This is a genomic window from Amycolatopsis cihanbeyliensis (assembly GCF_006715045.1).
Classification (GTDB): Bacteria; Actinomycetota; Actinomycetes; order Mycobacteriales; family Pseudonocardiaceae; genus Amycolatopsis; species Amycolatopsis cihanbeyliensis.
The window spans coordinates 88,427-106,884 of record NZ_VFML01000001.1; the positions used below are offsets into that span (position 1 = coordinate 88,427).

General features: G+C 72.9%; 11 protein-coding genes. 10 read left to right on the plus strand and 1 reads right to left on the minus strand.

Annotated elements, in window-relative coordinates:
* Window positions 1-2 precede the first annotated feature (2 nt).
* The 6 genes from FB471_RS00185 (at window position 3) to FB471_RS00210 (ending at window position 4,979) form a co-directional block, all read left to right on the plus strand.
* Window positions 3-245, plus strand: a complete 243-nt coding sequence (locus tag FB471_RS00185; protein ID WP_141995353.1) for a phosphopantetheine-binding protein — start codon at window positions 3-5, stop codon at window positions 243-245.
* A complete protein-coding gene (locus FB471_RS00190) occupies window positions 242-1,114 on the plus strand; it encodes a siderophore-interacting protein (protein ID WP_141995354.1) in 873 nt (290 codons plus the stop codon). The genes FB471_RS00185 and FB471_RS00190 overlap by 4 nt, the downstream gene beginning before the upstream one ends.
* Window positions 1,115-1,175: 61 nt before the next feature.
* Window positions 1,176-2,171, plus strand: coding sequence for an ABC transporter substrate-binding protein (locus tag FB471_RS00195; protein WP_141995355.1), 996 nt, complete (start codon window positions 1,176-1,178; stop codon window positions 2,169-2,171).
* Entirely contained in the window at window positions 2,168-3,187 is a 1,020-nt protein-coding gene (locus FB471_RS00200; RefSeq protein ID WP_141995356.1) for a FecCD family ABC transporter permease, read from the plus strand. The genes FB471_RS00195 and FB471_RS00200 overlap by 4 nt, the downstream gene beginning before the upstream one ends.
* 86 nt (window positions 3,188-3,273) lie before the next feature.
* A complete protein-coding gene (locus tag FB471_RS00205) occupies window positions 3,274-4,206 on the plus strand; it encodes a FecCD family ABC transporter permease (RefSeq protein ID WP_142001417.1) in 933 nt (310 codons plus the stop codon).
* A complete protein-coding gene (locus tag FB471_RS00210) occupies window positions 4,203-4,979 on the plus strand; it encodes an ABC transporter ATP-binding protein (RefSeq protein WP_141995357.1) in 777 nt (258 codons plus the stop codon). The genes FB471_RS00205 and FB471_RS00210 overlap by 4 nt, the downstream gene beginning before the upstream one ends.
* A gap of 149 nt (window positions 4,980-5,128) precedes the next feature.
* Here the strand turns inward: FB471_RS00210 and FB471_RS00215 are convergent, their stop codons facing one another.
* Entirely contained in the window at window positions 5,129-5,527 is a 399-nt protein-coding gene (locus FB471_RS00215; RefSeq protein WP_141995358.1) for a hypothetical protein, read from the minus strand.
* Window positions 5,528-5,665: 138 nt separating this feature from the next.
* Between FB471_RS00215 and FB471_RS35750 the strand changes: the two genes are divergently transcribed.
* From FB471_RS35750 to FB471_RS00235, 4 genes are all read left to right on the plus strand, one after another.
* Entirely contained in the window at window positions 5,666-5,944 is a 279-nt protein-coding gene (locus FB471_RS35750; RefSeq protein ID WP_141995359.1) for a DddA-like double-stranded DNA deaminase toxin, read from the plus strand.
* On the plus strand, window positions 5,941-6,360 hold the full coding sequence (locus FB471_RS00225) for an Imm1 family immunity protein (RefSeq protein ID WP_141995360.1): 420 nt from the start codon (window positions 5,941-5,943) through the stop codon (window positions 6,358-6,360). Before FB471_RS35750 ends, FB471_RS00225 begins: the two co-directional genes overlap by 4 nt.
* A 155-nt stretch (window positions 6,361-6,515) precedes the next feature.
* Window positions 6,516-16,958 carry a non-ribosomal peptide synthetase gene (locus FB471_RS00230; RefSeq protein ID WP_141995361.1) on the plus strand — a complete coding sequence of 3,481 codons (10,443 nt, stop codon included), beginning with the start codon at window positions 6,516-6,518 and terminating at the stop codon, window positions 16,956-16,958.
* Window positions 16,951-18,378 carry a DHA2 family efflux MFS transporter permease subunit gene (locus tag FB471_RS00235; protein WP_141995362.1) on the plus strand — a complete coding sequence of 476 codons (1,428 nt, stop codon included), beginning with the start codon at window positions 16,951-16,953 and terminating at the stop codon, window positions 18,376-18,378. The genes FB471_RS00230 and FB471_RS00235 overlap by 8 nt, the downstream gene beginning before the upstream one ends.
* Window positions 18,379-18,458 lie beyond the last annotated feature (80 nt).

An 18,458-nucleotide genomic window follows, 5' to 3' on the forward strand; every position in this document is an offset into this window, starting at 1 on the left:
CCATGAACGCACCCGCACTGTCCGCGGACCGGATCCGGGCCGATGTCGCCGGCCTGCTGGGCTGCGATCCCGCCGACATCGACGCGAGCGAGAACCTTTTCGACCGCGGCCTGGACTCGGTCCGGGTGATGTCCCTTGTCGAGCGTTGGCGCGCGGAGGGAGCCACCAGCCTGGAGTTCCCCGACCTGGCCGAGCGGCCCGAACTCGGGCACTGGACCGCGATCCTGGGCAAGGAGGGCACGTGACCCGCATCGACCAGCGGGGTCGGCACCTGGAGCGGATCGCCGAGGTGCGCGCGGGCACCCGTGCCGAGAAGGTGCCCTACCCGATCCGGATCCGGCGGACCGAGATCCTGCGCACCCGGATGGTCGGCGCGGGCCTGCTCCGGGTCACCCTGGGCGGGCCGGGTGTCGCGGGGTTCGAGGCGCACTCGCCCGACGAGCACGTCAAGCTGATCTTCCCGGACGGCGACGGCACACTGCGCCTGCCCGAGCCGAACGGGTCGATGCTGCGCTGGCCGCGGCCGTCCCCCACCACCCGGGAGTACACGGTGCGCCGCTACGACCCCGCGGCCGGCGAGCTCGACATCGACGTCGCGCTGCACCCTGGCGGGCTCGGGTCGAACTGGGCGCGGGCGGCCCGGCCGGGCGAGGCCGTGCATGTCGCGGGCCCTCCCGGCGGGTTGATCGTCCCGCACAGCTACGATCGCTACCTTCTCGCCGGCGACATCACGGCGCTACCCGCGATCGCCCGCTGGCTCGAGGAACTCCCCCCTACCGCCGCGGGCTGGGCGTTCGTCGAGGTCGCCGATGCCACGGAGGAGATCGAGCTGTCCGCGCCCGAGGACGTCGAGGTGCGCTGGCTGCACCGCGGCGAGGCGCCCCCGGGCGGCAGCGACCTGCTGGAGCGCGCCGTCCGCGCGGTGACCGTGCCCGAGGGGGAGCGGGTGTACGTGTGGCTCGCCGGTGAGGCCGGTGTGCTGAAGCCGCTGCGCCGCTGGATCCGGGACGAGCTGCGGCTGGGCAAGGGCGACCACGACGTCACCGGTTACTGGAAGCGGGGGGTCGCGGACTTCGACGACGAGCATGAGCACGAACACAGTCACGGGCACTGACGCGGCGGCACCTGTCGTCTAAGGTAAGCCTACCCTAGCACTTGGACATCAAGGAGTACGCATGTCTTCTGGTCGATCGCTGCGCCTCGCCGGGGCGATGGCGCTCGCGCTCACCGTGGCCGCGGGCTGCGCGTCGAGCGACGCGGGCGGCGACGGCGCCCAGGGCGAGACCCGGGTCTTCACCGCGGACAACGGCGAGGTCACCATCCCGGCCGATCCGCAGCGCGTGGTCGCGACCGGTTACGCCGTGCCCGTGCTCATCCAGGCGGACGCGCCCCTGGTCGGGGTCTCGACCTGGAAGCGGGGGGTGCCGATGATGAACGAGGAGGACAAGGCCACCTACGAGGAACTGCCGAAGGTCGCGGGGGAGCAGGCGGCCGAGACCAACTACGAGGCGATCGCCAAGGCCGACCCCGATGTGATCATCATCGGGGTGCCGGCGCCGGTGCTGGGCGATATTGACGTTCCGCGTCTCGAGGACATCGCGCCGGTGGTGGCGATCGGCCCGACGGTGCCCTCCGCCTGGCGTGAGCTGTCCCGCCGCCAGGCGGACGCGGCCGGCGCGCTGGAGCGGTTCGACACCATCAAGGCCGAGTACGAGGCCAAGGCGAAGAAGCTCGCCGAGAAGTACCAGGATGTCCTTCCGCGGCTGAAGCTGGGTCACGTCGGCGAGTACGGCAAGGTGGCCAAGGGCACCTTCCAGCGCGAGTTCAACGGCTCCTGGGGGACCAACATCGCGGGCGACATCGGCGCGAACTACTACGGCGAGGTCGAGGAGAAGGGCAAGGGCTCGCGGTCGGTCAGCGAGTACCCCTCCATCGAGGAGTTGCCGACCGCCTTCGCCGAGGCCGACGCGATCACCTACTCCGTCGAGGCCGACGGCTCCATCCCGGAGTCGGTCCAGTACGTCATGGATTCCGAGCTGTGGAAGAACCTCCCCGCGGTCAAGGCGGGGGAGACCTACCCGATCCGGTACACCCAAGCCGCGACCTACCGGGAAGCCATGCTGACCCTGGACGCGATTGACGAGTCGTTCGCGCCGATGCTGAAGCAGTGACACTCGAGCGGCGGGCATTCGCGGCGGCGGGTGAGGCGCGGGCACGGGTCGCGGTGCTGGTCGCCGCGCTGGTCCTGCTCCTCGTGGTGGCCGTGGCCAGCATCGGCATCGGCGCGCACGCCGTCGCCCCGGTCGAGGTCGTCCGGGCCCTGTTCGCCTACGACGGGTCCAGCGACCACGTCATCGTCTGGGACATCCGGGCGCCCCGGGCCCTGCTGGCCATCGGCGTGGGCGCCGCGCTCGCGACCGCGGGCACGTTGATCCAGACACTGTCCCGCAACCCGCTGGCCGAGCCCGGCATCCTCGGCGTCACCGCGGGCGCCGGCTTCGCGATCACCATGGGCTCGGCGCTCGGGGTGGCCGCCACCCAGGTCGGCCAGCTCGGCGCCGCCGTGGTGGGCTCGACGCTGGCCGCGCTGCTGGTCTACTCGGTGGGGCGCCAGTCGCCGCTGCGGCTGGTGCTCACCGGGGTGGCGTTGACCGCCATCCTGACCACCGGGCTCTCCCTCGGGCTGCGGCTGATGCTGCCGACGGTGTTCGACCAGTACCGGTTCTGGGCGGTCGGCTCGCTGGCGGGCAGGGAGCAGGCGCCGCTGACCCTGCCGCTGGTGGCGATCGGGCTCGCCCTCGTCGGTGCCCTGCTGGTCACGCGGGCACTCAGCGCGCTCGCGCTCGGCGAGACGGTGGCGCACACCCTGGGCGCCAACGTGGCCAGGGTCCGCCTCATGACGTTGGTTCTGGTCACCGTGCTGGCCGGTGCGGCCACCGCGGTGGCCGGGCCGATCCTGTTCGTCGGCCTGATCGTGCCCCATCTGGCCCGGCGGCTGGCCATGGGTTCCATCCCGTGGTTGATGGCCTACACGATGATCCTGGGTCCGATCCTGTTGCTGGTCTCCGACATCGGGTCCCGGATCCTGCTGCCCACCGGCGAGGTGCCGGTCGCCATCGTGACCGCGTTCCTCGGGGGCCCGGTCCTCATCTGGGTGGTCCGGCGGTACGGGACGGTGTCGCTGTGAGCGCCGTGGTCACCCTGCCCGGCACCGGCAGGTCGATCCACCTCGAGCGCCGGACGCTGGTGCTGGTGGCGGTGCTGGTCCTGGCCATGCTCGGGCTGGGGCTGCTGGGCCTGTGCTTCGGCGCGTCCTGGGCGAGCCCGGGGGAGGCGCTCTCGGCACTGGCCGGGTACGGCGACTCGGTGGTGGTGATCAGGGACTGGCGGCTGCCGAGGGTGCTCGCCGGGGTGGTCTTCGGCGCCGCGCTCGGGGTGGCCGGGGCGATCTTCCAGAACCTCACCCGCAACCCGATGGGCAGCCCGGACGTGATCGGTCTGGACGCCGGCGCCTACACCGGTGCGCTGATCGCGCTCACCGTGCTGTCCGGCACCTCGGTGCAGCTGACGCTGAGCTCGGTGCTGGGCGGGCTGATCGTCGCGGCCGTCATCTACCTGCTCTCGATGGAAGGCGGGCTGTCCGGGCTGCGGTTGGTCGTGATCGGGATCGCCGTGAACGCCATCCTGACCGCGTTGAACTCCTGGATCGTGCTGCGGGCCGAGCTGGAGATCGCGATCGCGGCCGTGGGGTGGAGCGCGGGCTCGCTGAACGGCATCGACTGGGCGGACCTGTACCTGCCGTGCACGATCATCGCGGGGTTGCTGGTGCTGATGGCGACGCGGGCACACGCCATGCACCAGACCGGGCTGGGGGACTCCGTCGCGGCGACCACCGGGGTTCGGCTGCACCGGCTGCGCCTGCTGATGGTGGTGGTCGGTGTGGGCTGCACCGCCACGGTGACCGCGGTGGCGGGCCCGATCGTGTTCATCGCGCTGGCCGCCCCGCAGATCGGCCGCAGGCTGGCCAAGGCACCCGGCGTCCCGCTGCTGCCCGCCGCGCTGACCGGCGCGGTGCTGCTGCAGGGCGCCGACCTGGTCGCCCAGATGCTGCTGGCACCGGTCGCGCTCCCGGTCGGTGTGGTGACCACCGTGATCGGCGGGTGCTACCTCATCTGGCTGCTGACCAAGGAAGTGAGACGGGTATGAGCGCACGCCTGACCGCGCGGGAACTCACCCTCGGCTACGGCGAGCGGGTGGTGTCGACGCGGCTCAGCCTGGACGTCCCGGACGGTGCCTTCACCGCGATCGTCGGGCCCAACGCCTGCGGGAAGTCGACCCTGCTACGCGCCTTCGTCCGGCTGCTGCGCCCCGACGACGGGCAGGTGCGGTTCGACGAGCGGGAGGTGAGTGCGTACCAGCCGAAGGCGCTGGCCCGCTCGCTGGGCTTCCTGCCGCAGGACCCGCTGGCGCCGGAGAACATCAGGGTGCGCCAGCTCGTCGCCCGCGGGCGCTTCCCGCACCAGCCGTTCCTGTCGACCTGGTCGGCGGCGGACGAGTGCGCGGTCGCCGAGGCCATGTCCGATGCGGGCGTGGCCGACCTGGCCGACCGGCCCGTGCACGAGCTGTCCGGCGGGCAGCGGCAGCGTGCGTGGGTCGCGATGGTGCTGGCCCAGCAGACGCCGTACCTGCTGCTCGACGAGCCGACGTCCTTTTTGGACATCACGCACCAGTACCAGTTGCTCGGCCTGCTCGCCAGGCTGCGCGACGAGGGCCGCACGGTGATCACGGTGCTGCACGACATCAACCAGGCCTGCCGGTTCGCCGATCACGTCGTCGCGATGCGAGACGGCCGCGTCGTCGCCGAGGGGAAGGCGGCGGACATCGTGGACGCGGAGCTGCTGAAGGAGGTCTTCGACCTGCCCAGCATCGTCGTCCCGGACCCGGTGACCGGCACCCCCATGGTCGTGCCGACGCTGTGAGCGTTGACGGACTGGATGGACGCGGAGACGAATGCTGGACGACCACCGGAGGACGCCCGAGCAGGTTGCCGAGCGGTGGAACCACGAGCGCTCGGTACTGACTACCCTGGCGCCATCCAGTCGAACCTACGAAATGTCCCTATTCACCGTCAGCACTTCCGTGCTACAGCTCCATGATCAGGATCGACCTGCGGCCACCGAATCTCACGGTCCGGATGTTCGGTTTCCTCGGCCCGCCGCCGGTCTCGCTCCACCAGTTCCGCGACCGATATGCGACCTGACTCGCGCAGGCCATTCTCCCAACGGAGGAGCTGCAAGCGTCGTCGTGCGCGTACCCACTGCCGGATGCCGAGCGCCAGCCCGTACACCGCTGGCGGTGCCGTGGTCACCAGCACCAGCACCAGCACCAGCACCAGCACCAGCCACGCCAGCGGTAGCTCAGACGACGGCTCGGGGTTCGGCGATTCACCGTCGGGTGATACCCGTGCACTGCTGTCGTGTCTGACGGTGCTCGCCAAGCTGGCCGAAGCGGCGGAATAGCTCAACACGGCGCTGGCGACCTGGGACGAGGTCAGTGCCGGCCTCCGCGTGTTGCAAGGAACGAACGATCCCGAGGCCCAACAGCTCCTGGCGAACCACGGCATCGGCCGTGACCAACTGCTCCAGATGCAAGAGACGCTGGAACGTTGCATCGAGCAGACCAAGAACTACGGGCACAGCATCGGGGTAGACCGGGCACCCGCGGCTGGCAGCGGTCCGGCGCCCCGAGACGCACCTCCGGTGTCTGGCACGCCGAGATCGAGATCAACCGGCCAGTATGCGGAACTACCCCAAAGGATCGGCAGTGGATGGAGACGTGCGACAAGCAGCTACCAAGGTTCCTGCCGCCGGGGTGGACACTGACCGTCAAGGACGGGTCGAGCCCCATAGGCAGGAAGTACGTCGGGCGAGAGGTGGAGGAATGAGCATTACCGCAGGCTGGGTCGTGATCCACAACGACGGCACCTACGACGGCATGAACACGACCCTGGAGACGCCCGAGGACGTTGCGGGGTTCGTGAACAAGGTCGCGGCTGCGGACCCGTATGTCGACTCCATCCGCATGATCCACAACGACCGTCCGCTCGAGAATGCGGAGCAAGGCTTCACCGATCACGATGTGTTCGCTGCCGTGGCAGACGGGTTCGGCTACCTCAGTCACCAAGATCGGGACAACGCCAAGGCGTTCCCACTCGGCGAGCCGGATTCAGCGGGGTGCGAGTTTGACGACGAAGACTTCCCCGCGGGGTCGGGACTGCCGCTGGACCAGTTCACCGCCGCGCTTGTGGAGTTCCTGCACACCGCCAAGCGGCCGACCAACGTCCAGTGGACGATCCGGTGATCGCCGTGTGGCGCGTCTCATCGGGTCGCGATCTTTCCGCGTAGTCCGGATCGCGGAGTAACTCACGTCCTAACCCCGACCGTGCGTGTTAGGTTAGCCTACGTTTCTCTCTGGGGATCGAAGGCTGAGCACTCCGACGAGTCGAGGAGCGTGAGTTGAGCACTGCCCGCGTCCAGTCCCGCAGGCCCGCCGAGGCGCCTGCCGAAGAGTTTCTCGCGCTGACCAGTGCGCAGCTCGGCATCTGGAACGCGCAACGGCTGGAGCCGGACTCGCGGGACTACCTGGTCGGGGATGTGCTGGAGATCTCCGGCGAGGCCCCGATCGACGTCCGGTTGCTGGCCGAGGCGATGCGGGCGACCACCGAGGAGGCGGAGAGCCTGCGGCTGCGGGTGTTCGAGACGCCGGACGGCCCGCGCCAGCTCGTCTCCGACGAGCCCGTGGCGCTGCCCGAGGTGGTCGACCTGCGGGCCGAGGCCGATCCGCTCGCGGCCGCGCACGCACGGGTGGAAGCCGAGCGGCACCGGGCCGCGGAGGCCTGCCGGGGGATGGTGGACCGCAGGCTGTACGCGCAGACGATCATCCGCCTTTCCGCGTGCACGGTCTGGTACACCCAGCTCGGGCACCACCTGATCTTCGACGGCTACACCGCCGCCATGCTGTCCCGGCGCACCGCCGCCCACTACACCGCGCTCGTGCGGGGCACCGAGGCCCCGCCGTCGAGTTTCGGCAGGTTCGCCGACCTGGTGGAGGCCGACCGGGCCTACCTGGCCGGCGAGCAGTTCGAGCGGGACCGCGCGTACTGGCGCGACCAGCTCACCCCGCTGCCCGAGCTGAGCGACCGGCAGACGCCGATGACCGGCCCGCCGGAGCGCACCCTGACCGCCCGTGCCGAGCTGCCGCCGGAGGAGGTCGCCCGGCTGCGGGCGGCCGCCGACGCGGCCGGTACCACCTGGGGCGAGGCGCTGATCGCCTGCTACGCCGCCTTCCTGCACCGGCTGCGGGGCGAAACCGACATCGTCTTCGCGTTCCCGCTGATGTGCCGCACCGGCTCCACCGAGCTGCGCACCCCGGCCATGGCGGTGAACGTGCTGCCGCTGCGGGTCACGGTCCGCGGGGGCGACCGGCTGGACGAGCTGAGCGGGCGGGTCGCTGCCGTCATCAGGGAGATGCGTGCCCACCAGCGCTACCGCGGCGAGAACCTGCCGCAGGACCTGGGCGTGCCGGGAGCCGGCGCGCTGCTGCACGGGCGGGGAGTCAACCTCAAGGCGTTCGACCTCGAGCTCGACTTCGCCGGGTCCACCGGCGTGATGCGCAACGTCGCGGGCGGCCCACCGGAGGACATGGGGCTGAGCGTGCTGCCCACCCGGGACGGCGGCCTGCTGCTCGGCTTCGAGGTCGACGCCAGGGGCAACGACCAGGTCGGGGTGGATCGCAGGCTGGCCGTGCTGCGCGACCTGCTCGCCGGCCTGACCGCGCCGGACGCGCCCGCGGTGGGCCAGGTCGAGCTGCTCGAACCCGCGGAACGCGCCCGGCTGCTGGAGGACTGGACGGCGCCCGCGCTGCCGGGGTCGCCCGAGGACGTGCCCGCGGTACTCGCGGAGCTCGCCGCCGCGCGGCCGGAGCGGACCGCGCTGGTGCACGGCAGGCGGCGACTCGCCACCGGCGAGCTCGCCGACCGGGTGCACCGCCTGGCCAGGGCGTTGCTGGCCAGGGGAGTAGGGCCGGATGACGTGGTGGCGCTCGCCCTGCCCCGGTCGGTCGAGCTGGTCGTCGCGCTGCTCGCGGTGCTGGACGCGGGCGCAGCGTACCTGCCGCTGGACACCGAGCACCCGCCCGAGCGGCTGGGCGAGCTGGTCGCCGACGCCCGGCCCGCGCTCCTGCTGGCCACCGCGGATTCCCCGGAGCTCGAGCCGGGCGAGGCCGGGCTGCTCCGCCTGGACGCCGCGGACACGCGCGCGGAGCTGGCCACGCTGTCCGGCGAACCGCTGTCTCCCGCCGAGCTGGCCGCGCCGCGGCACCCGGAACACCTGGCGTACCTCATCTACACCTCGGGTTCCACCGGGCGCCCCAAGGGGGTGCTGGGCCGGTCCGGCGGGCTGGCCGCGTTGCTGCACCACCACCGCGCCACGGTGGTGGCCGAGGCGGAACGGGCCACGGGGCGGCCGCTGCGTGCCGCGCACACCTACTCCTTCGCCTTCGACTCCTCGCTCGACCAGCTGATCTGGCTGCTCTGCGGGCACGAGCTGCACCTCTACGACGCCGAGACCACCCGCGACGCCGACGCCCTGCTCGCCGCCTACCTGCGGGACCGGATCGACGTCGTGGACACCACCCCCTCGATGGCCGCCCCGCTGCTCGAGGCGGGCCTGCTCACCGCCGACCACCGGCCATCCCTGCTCGTGCTCGGCGGCGAGGCCACCCCGGAAACGCTGTGGCGCCGGGTCGCGGCGGCCGGGATCCCGGCCCGCAACATGTACGGCCCCACCGAGGCCGCGGTGGACAGCGCCACCGCCCGGATCGACGGCGGCGAACCGACCATCGGCCACCCGCTGGCGGGCACCCGGGTCTACCTGCTGGACAACGCCCTGCGGCCGGTGCCGCACGGGACCCGCGGCGAGCTGTACCTCGCCGGGCCGCATCTGGCCCGCGGTTACGCGAACCAGCCGGGCGTCACCGCGGAGCGGTTCATCGCGGACCCGTGGGGGAGCCCCGAGGATACCGCGGCGCGAAGCGCCTCGATGGGGGGCGGTGGCCGGGTGACGGGTGGGCGGGCCTACCGCACCGGGGACCTGGCGCGCTGGGTGCCCGGCCGAGGGCTGGAGTACCTCGGCCGCGCCGACGGGCAGGTCAAGATCCGCGGCCACCGGGTGGAGACCGGGGAGGTCGAGGCCGCGCTGGGCGCGGTGCCCGGAGTGAGCGCGGCCGCCGCCGTGGTCCGCACCGACGGCGACCGCACCCGGCTGGTCGGCTACGTGGTGCCCGCGAGCTCCGGGACCGAGCTGACCGCAGACTCGGTGCGTGCCACGCTCGCCGAGCGGGTACCGGACCATCTGGTACCCGCGGCCGTGGTGTTGCTGGACGAACTGCCGGTCACCAGCAACGGCAAGCTGGATCGCGCCGCCCTGCCCGCACCACCCGCCACCGGCGGCGGCCGGGCCGCGAGCACGGAGCGGGAGCGGGTGCTGTGCGAGGCCGTCGCCGAGGTGTTCGGCCTGGAGCGGGTCGGCGTCGAGGACGACTTCTTCGCTCTCGGCGGGGACAGCATCACCGCCATCACCGTGAGCAGCAGGCTGCGGGCACGCGGACTGGAGCTGCGGCCGCGGGACCTGCTGGCGCGGCGCAGCCTCGCCGCGCTGGCGGCCGCGAGCAGGGAGATCGACGGCGACACCGCCGCGCCGCCGGACGAGGCGACCGGACCCGTGCCCGCCCCGCCGATCGTGCGCGCCCTGCTCGACCCGCACCCGGACATCGACGCGGTGGCCGGGTACGCGCAGTGGACCGCGCTGCGCCTGGACGGCGAACTCGCACCGGCCGACCTGCTCGAGGGTGTGCGGGCGGTGCTGGACCGGCACGACGCGCTCCGGCTGCGGGGAGACCGCACCGGACTGGTCGTCCGGCCGCGGGGAGCGGTGGACGCCGCCGCGGTGGTGAGCGAGGCGCACACCGGCGAGGTGGCGGAACTGGCCGAGCGGCTGGCCGGTTCCCTCGACCCGCGCTCCGGTGACCTGCTGCGCGTGGCCCTGCTGCGCACCCCGCGCGGCGAGCCGGACCGGCTGGTCGTGGTCGCGCACCACCTGGTGATCGACGGGGTGTCCTGGCGCATCCTGCTGCCCGACCTGCACACGGCCTGCGTGGGCGGGGCGCGGGACCTCGCGCCGGGCACGACCTCGTGGCGCAGGCACGCCACCCTGCTCGCCGAGCAGGGTGAGACCGGCGCCCGCCGGGCCGAGCTGGACTACTGGCGCCAGGCGCTGGAGGGCACCCGCATCGGCGAGCGGGCGCTGGACCGGACCCGGGACACCGTGGCCACCGCCCACCGGTCCACCACGGTCGCCTCCGCGGAGACGACCGAGGCGGTGCTGGGCACGCTGCCGGCGGCCTACCGCGCCGGGGTGGACGAGGTGCTGCTCGCCGCGCTGGTGCTGGCGCTGCGGGACTGGGGTGTGCCGGCGGGGGAGGCGGTGACCGTCACCATGGAGGGCCACGGGCGGGAACATCTCGACCTCTCCCGCACCATCGGCTGGTTCACCGCCGAGTACCCGGTACGCGTGGCCACCGGAGCCTCGCCGGAGGGCACCGACCCGGACCGGCTGCTGCGCGCGGCCAAGGAGGCCAAGCGGGGTGTCCCGGACGGCGGGATCGGCTACGGGGTACTGCGCCATCTCGACCCGGAGACCCGGCCACGGCTGGCGGACATCCCGCCACCCGACGTGCTGCTGAACTACCTCGGCCGGTTCGCCCCGCTGCCCGGCACCGGATGGCACCTGCCGGAACGCGACGCCTTCGCGGTACTCGAGCCCGCGGGCAAGGCGCTGGAGCAGGTGCTGGCGCTGAACTGCTTCGTGCACGAGGAGGATTCGCCCCGGATCGCGGTGGAGTGGACCGCGGCGGGGGAGGTGCTCGACCGGGGCACCGTGGCCGGCCTCCAACGGGCGTGGGAGGCCGCGCTGGACACCCTGGCCGCCCACGCCGAGCGGATCGGGCCGGACGGCGGCGGGCTCACCCCCTCGGACCTGCCGCTGGTGGAGATCGACCAGGACACCATCGACGCGCTGGAACGGCGGCACCGCATCGCGGAGGTACTGCCCGCCACCGCGCTGCAGGCCGGGCTGTCCTTCCACACGCTGGTGCGCGACGACGAGGACACCGACGTCTACGTCGTCCAGGCGGTGACCGAACTGGCCGGCGAGCTGGACGCCGGGCGGCTGGCCGCCGCGGCCGGGGAACTGCTGCGGCGGCACCCCGCGCTGCGGATGTACCTCGCGACCACGGCGGGCGGCGAGATCGTCCAGGTGATCCCCGCCGAGGTCGAGCTGGACTGGCGGCGACTCGACCTGTCCGGCCGGGCCGAGGAGTTCGCCGAGCACGCTCGCGCCGAGCTGGAACGTCCCTTCGACCCCGGCGAGCCGCCGCTGATCCGCTTCCTGCTGTGCACGCTCGGTCCGGCGGACCACCGGCTGGCCATCACCAACCACCACGCGCTGCTGGACGGGTGGTCGATGCCACTGGTCGGCCGCACGCTGCTGGCGATCTACGCCGAACTCGGCGGCGGCCCAGCGGTGCCGGCCGCGGCCGGGTTGCCGGAGTACTTCCGGTGGCTGGCGAGTAGGGACCGGGATGCCTCGCCGCGAGCCTGGCGGGAGGCACTGTCCGGAGTGGACGAGGGCACCCGGCTCGCTCCGGCCGCCGCCGGGGCCGCGGTCGAGCGGCCGGACCGGGTGTCGATCCCGCTGGGCGTGGAGTTCAGCGAGCGCCTGCGCGCCTTCGCCCGCGAGCGCGGGATCACCCTGACCGCCGTGCTGCAGACCGCGTGGGGGCTGCTGCTCGGCAGGCTCACCGGGCGGCGGGACGTGCTGTTCGGTTGCCCGGTCTCCGGAAGGCCGGCCGAGGTCGACGGCGTGGAGTCGATGATCGGTCAGCTCGGCAACACCATCCCGGTCCGCGTCCGGCACCACCCCGCGGACACCGCCGCCCGGGTACTCGCCGAGGTGCACGCGGACAACGTCGCGCTGGCCGAGCACCACCACGTCGGCCTGCCGGACATCCAGCGGCTCGCGGGGGTCGGCGACCTGTTCGACACGATGCTGGTGATGGAGAACTTCCCGCTGTCCAGCCGGCGGCGGACCCCGCTCGCGCCGGGACTGGACCTGGCAGGGGTGGACATCACCGACGCCACCCACTACCCGCTCACCGTCATCGTGATCCCCGAGGACGAGATCGTGGTCGGCCTCGGCTACCAGCCGCGGGCGTTCGACGGGGCCACCATCCGCGCCTACGGCCGCTGGTTGCACAACCTGCTGCGGGAGATCGTCGCCGACCCGGGCCGGCCGGTGGCCCGGTTGCCGACGCTCGACCCGGCGGAGCACGACCGGTTGCTGCGCACCGGAACCGGGGACCTGCCTGCCCGGCCGCGGCAGAGCTGCTTGGACACCTTCGCCGGCTGGGTGCGCCGCAAGCCCGCGGCGGAGGCGGTGGTGTGCCGCGACCGGAGCCTGACCTACGCGGAGCTGGACCGCCGGTCGAGCCGCCTCGCGCACGCGTTGATCGAACGCGGCGTGCGGCCCCAGGACCCGGTCGCCGTCCTGCTCGGGCGCGAGGTCGAGATGGTGATCGCCCTGTTCGGCGTGCTCAAGGCGGGCGCGGTGTACGTGCCGATGGACGCCGACTACCCGGCTGAGCGCCTCGCCTACATGCTTGCGGACATCGCCCCGGCCGCGGCGGTGACCACCGGCGAGGACCTGCCCGCCGCGCGGGAGACCCCGGTGTTGCGGCTGGACCACCCTGGCACCCTCGGCGAGCTCGACCGGACGTCCGCATGGGACACCGATCCCGCCTGGGCCCGGCGCGGGCTCACCGCGGACGCGCTGGCCTACGTCATCTACACCTCGGGCACCACCGGGCGTCCGAAGGGTGTCGCCGTGCCGCACCGTGGGGTGCCCGACCTGATCGCGTTGCAGGAGGACGTCGTCGGGGTCACCGAGCACGACCGGTACCTGCACTTCGCCTCGACCAGCTTCGACGTGGCCTTCTGGCAGTTCATGGTGCCCCTGCTGTCCGGAGGCACCTGCGTGATCGCACCGGAGGAGGTGCGGGTGCCCGGCGACGAACTGCTGGACTACATCACCGAGCACCGGGTGACCGGGGTGAACCTGCTGCCGTCCTTCCTCGCGGCGATGCCGGACGACGCGGGCGTGGACCCGGAGGTGTTCTTCGTGGTCGGTGCCGAACGCCTCGACCCCGAACTGGCCCGGCGCTGGGGTAACGGCCGCACGGCACTGTTCAACGCCTACGGCCCCACCGAGGTCACGATCAACTCGGTGACCTGGCGATACGATCCGGACGACCCGGGGCCCCTGCCCATCGGCAGGCCCGACCCGAACATCCGGGCCTATGTACTGGATGGCGGGCTGCTGCCGGTCGGCTTCGGCGTACCGGGGGAGCTGTACCTCGGCGGGCCGGGGCTGGCCCGGGGCTACGTCGGCAGGCCGGGCCTGACCGCGACGGCCTTCGTCGCCGATCCCTTCGGGGCACCCGGCGACCGCGCGTACCGTACCGGGGATCTGGTGTACTGGCGACCGGACGGGCAACTGGTGTTCCTCGGCCGGGCCGACCACCAGGTGAAGATCCGCGGCTTCCGGATCGAGCTCGGCGAGATCGAGACCGTGCTGACCCAGCACCCGGACGTGCGAGCCTGCGCCGTGGTCGTGCGCGAGGACCGGCCCGGCGAGCGCCGCCTCGTCGGCTACGTCATCCCCACCGACGACGCGAACCTGGACCCGGTGGCGGTGCGCGATTACCTGGCCGGGGAACTGCCCGACCACATGGTTCCCACCGCGCTGGTGCCGCTGGACCGGCTGCCGCTCAGCCCCAGCGGCAAGCTCGACCGGACCGCGCTGCCCGCCCCGGACGCGAACCCGGCGACCCCGGCGCGCCCACCCGCCACCGAGGCGGAGGCCACCCTGCTCGAGGTGTTCCGCGAGGTGCTGGGCAGCACGGAGGTCCACCTCGACGACGCCTTCTTCGACCTCGGTGGGGACAGCATCGTGTCGCTGCAGGTGGTCTCCCGCGCCCGGCGCACGGGGTTGACCCTGACCGCCAAGGACGTGTTCGAGGGACGTACCGTCGCCGGGATCGCGGCCCGCGCCGGAACAGCCGAGCAGGAAGTGGAGACCATCGAGGCACCCGCCGTCGGGGACGCACCGCTCACCCCGGTCATGCGGGACCTGCTGCGCCGGTGCGCGGCGGGCGGGGCATCCGCCACCGGGTTCTGCCAGTGGATGGAGATCTGCGTTCCGGCCGACGGCAGCGAGCCGATGTGGCGGGCCACGCTGGACACGTTGCTGCAGCGGCACCCCGTGCTGCGGGCGCGGCTGGCGCGCACCGGAGCCGGGCCGGTGCTGCGGATCCCGCCCGCCGGCACGGTCACCGGGGCGGACGTGCTGGACCACGTGCGGGCCGGCGAGTCCGCCGACCTGCGTGCCCTGGTGGACAGCAGGATCACCGAGGTCCGGGAACGGATCGACCCGTGGACCGGGCCCCTGTTCCGGGCCGTGTGGGTGGACGCCGGGCGCGCGCGGCTCGGCCGGCTGGTGCTGATCGCGCACCATCTCGTGGTGGACGGCGTGTCCTGGCGCATCCTCCAGGAGAACCTGGCGTACTTCGGGCGCACCGGTCTCTCGTTCGGCGAGTCCTTCCTCGGCTGGACGCGGCAGCTGCGCGCGGCAGCGGACTCCCGGCGCCGGGAACTGCCGCACTGGCGACGGATGGCGGCCACGCCGCCGATCGCGGGGCGCGCACTCGACCCGGCGCGGGACACCGTGGCCACCGCCCGGCACCACGAGATCCGGATCGGCCCGGAGCCGACCCGGACGCTGCTCACCACCCTGCCCCAGGCCTACCGCACCACCCCGGACCCCGTGTTGCTCACCGCGCTGGTCCAGGCGACGCACCGCTGGCGCGGCACGGCCGAGCTGCTCGTCGCCATGGAGAGCCACGGGCGCCCGCAGCACACGGCCGACCGCCGGGGTCCGGTCAATCTGACCGAGACCGTCGGCTGGTTCACCGCGGTCCATCCGGCCCGGCTCGAGCTGACCGGCCCCGGCCTGCCGGAGACGGTGAAGGCGGTCAAGGAGCGGCTGCACGCCACCGGCGACGGCCTCGGCTACGGCATCCTCACCACCGCGGGCCTCCTGCCCGAGGTGCACCCGGAGGTCGGCTGGAACTACCTCGGCCGGTTCCCCGAACGGCCGAGCGAGGAAACCTCGTGGCGGCGCCCGCCGGACGCGGACCCGCTCGGATCCGGGGGCAACGAGGACCTGCCGCTGCCGCACGGCCTGATGATCAACGCGCTGGCCGAGGACGGCTCACTCGGTGTCCGGTTCACCTGGCCCTCCGCGCTGTTCACCACGGCCGAGATCGGTGAGTTCGCCGAACACTTCCGGCAGGCGCTCACCCGGCTCGCCACCGATCCCGAGGTCCTCGAACGGGCCGGACTCACCCCCTCCGACCTGCCGCTGTGCACAGTGGACCAGGACACCATCGAGGTGCTCGAGCTGGACCGTCCGGTCGCCGACATCCTGCCGCTCGGCCCGTTGCAGGAGCTGATGCTGCGGCACTCCAGGGCGGAGTCCCCGGACCCGTACACGGTGCAGTCGACCTTCTCGATCACCGGCGCACTCGACGTCGAGACCCTGCACGCCGCCGGCGCGGACCTGCTGGAGCGGCACCCCAACCTCGGCGCGGTGTTCCCCGCCGGGTCCGAGGTCCAGGTGATCCCGGCGCGCCCTCGCCCGGACTGCCGGGTGGTCGACGTGTCCGGTCCGGACACCGTGGACGGCGTGGATGTCGATCAGCGGGTGGATCGGATCCTGGCCGAGGACAGGGCCGAACCGTTCGACCTCGCGGCCGGTCCGCTGGTACGGCTGACCGTGATCCGCCGGGCGGCCGAGGAGTTCGAGTTCGTGCTCACCAGCCATCACGTGCTCTCCGACGGCTGGTCCGCGCCGCGCATGCTGACCGAGTTGTTCACTTTCTACACCGCGCGGTTGCGCGGCGCCCCACACCGGCTGGAAACGCCGATACCGTTCTCGGCGTACCTGCGACTGTTGGGCGAGCGGGACCGGGAGGCCGCGCTGGCCGCCTGGCGCGCCGAGCTGGACGGCCTGCCCGAGGGCGACTACCTGACCGGTGACCGGACGGTCGCGGGTTCGACCCGTGACGAGGATCCGGTGCTGCTGGAGTTCGAAGGTGAGCTGGTCGGCCAGCTCACCCGGGTCGCCGCCGAGCGCGGGCTGACCCCCAACACCCTGCTGCAGGGCGCGTGGGCGACGGTGCTGGCGGCGCGGTCGGGCCGCCGGGACATCTGCTTCGGTGCCATGGTCGCCTGCCGCCCGCCGGAGCTCCATCAGGTGGAGGAGATGGTCGGCCTGCTGGCCAACACGGTGCCGGTGCGGGCCCGGTTCGGCGGCACGGTCGCCGACACGCTGGCCGACCTGCAGGCCCGGCAGCAGGCGATGACCGAGCACCACCACGTCGGGCTGGTCGAGCTGGAACGGCTGACCGGGCTCGGCAGGCTGTTCGACAGCCTGGTGGTGTTCGAGAACTACCCGGTGGACCCGGAACGCATCCGCGAGCCCGCGCCGGGGCTGACGATCACCGCGGCCCGGTTCCGGGAGGCGACCCACCACCCGCTGACCCTGACGGTGATGCCGGAGGGCGGCGGCTGGGTGGGCGTCCTCGGGTACCGCTCCGGGATGTTCACCGCGGCGGAGGTCCGCGGGCTGGGCGCGGACCTGCTCGCGGTGCTCCGGGAGTTCCGGCAAGCGGGACGGCTCGAGGAGGACTCGCCCGGTTTCCTCGCCCGGTTCGCCGATGAGTAGCGGGGGAGGGGTCGACTCCGAGGGCGCCGAGCGGATCGACGCGCCGCTGCTGCGGACCGCGTTCATCCTGGTGCTCGGCACGTTCATGGCGACACTGGACGCCACGATCGTCACGGTCGGGATCGACACCCTCGCCACCGAGTTCGACGCCTCGGTCACCGAGATCCAGTGGGTCAGCACGGCCTACCTGCTCGCGGTCGTCACCGCCGTGCCCACCTCGGGCTGGCTCGCGGATCGTTTCGGTGGCCGCCGCACCTGGATCTGCGCGGTGGTGGCGTTCCTGATCGGGTCGGTGCTGTGCGCCCTCGCCTGGTCGGTTACCAGCCTGGTGGTGTTCCGGGTGCTGCAGGGTCTCGGCGGCGGGCTGCTGCCACCGACCGGGCAGGCCCTGCTCGCCCGCGCCGCCGGCCCCCGCCGGATCGGCAGGCTGATCAGCGTGGTCGCGGTGGTGCCGATGCTGTCCCCGGTACTCGGGCCGCTGGTCGGTGGCTCGATCCTCGGGGTGGCCGACTGGCCGTGGCTGTTCTACGTCAACCTTCCGATCGGGCTGGGGGCGGTCCTGCTGGCGCGCCGGTACGTGCCTGCGCAGCCGTCCTCGGCCGCGGGTGCGCGGTTCGACCTCCGCGGGGCCGCGCTGCTCTCGCCAGGGCTCGCCGTGCTGGTCTTCGGTCTCACCGAGCTCGGGCACGGGCAGGTGGTGCCGGTGCCGGTGGCGTGGGCGGCGGTACTGACCGGCCTCGGGATGCTCCTCGGGTTCGTCTGGCACGGGCTGCGCACGAGCCGCAGCCCGCTGATCGACCCGCGCCTGTTCACCCGGCCGCCGTTCGGTGCGGCGGCGCTGGCGCTGGCCGTGTTGGGCGCCTCGGTGTTCGGCGCCACCTTCCTGCTGCCGCTGTACCTGCAGGCGGGCCGTGGGCTTTCGGCGTGGGAGGCGGGCCTGCTGCTCGCGCCTCAGGGTGTGGGGGCCGCGGCCGGGTCGCTACTGGTCAACCGGACCATCGACCGGCTCGCCGCGCGCACCCTCGTGGTGCTCGGGATCGGGCTGATCGCGTTCGGCACGTTCCCGTTCACCCAGCTGGCGAGCACGCCCGCGGACGGCCTGATCGCGGTGTCGCTGCTGGTGCGCGGCATCGGCATCGCCATGATCAGCGCCCCGGTGATGAACATCGTGTACAGCAGGATGGATCGGGACCACCTCCCGCGCGCGTCCAGCGCGCTGAACCTGCTGAACACGGTTGGCGGCTCGGTCGGAACCGCGGTGCTCGCGGTGATCCTGGAAGGCAGGCTGGCCGCGCGCGGGCCGGAGATCCCGCAGGCGTTCGCCGACACCTTCTGGTGGGTGCTGGGCTTCTGCCTCCTCGCCGCCGCCGGCGCGACACGGCTGCCCGGCCGCGACCGGACGGCGACCGGGCGCGCCTGACCCGCTCGCGACCAGCCGCCGGCCGAGGCGCATGTGCTATGTATAACGGCCTATACGCCACCGCTGGTGTTCTCCGCTCC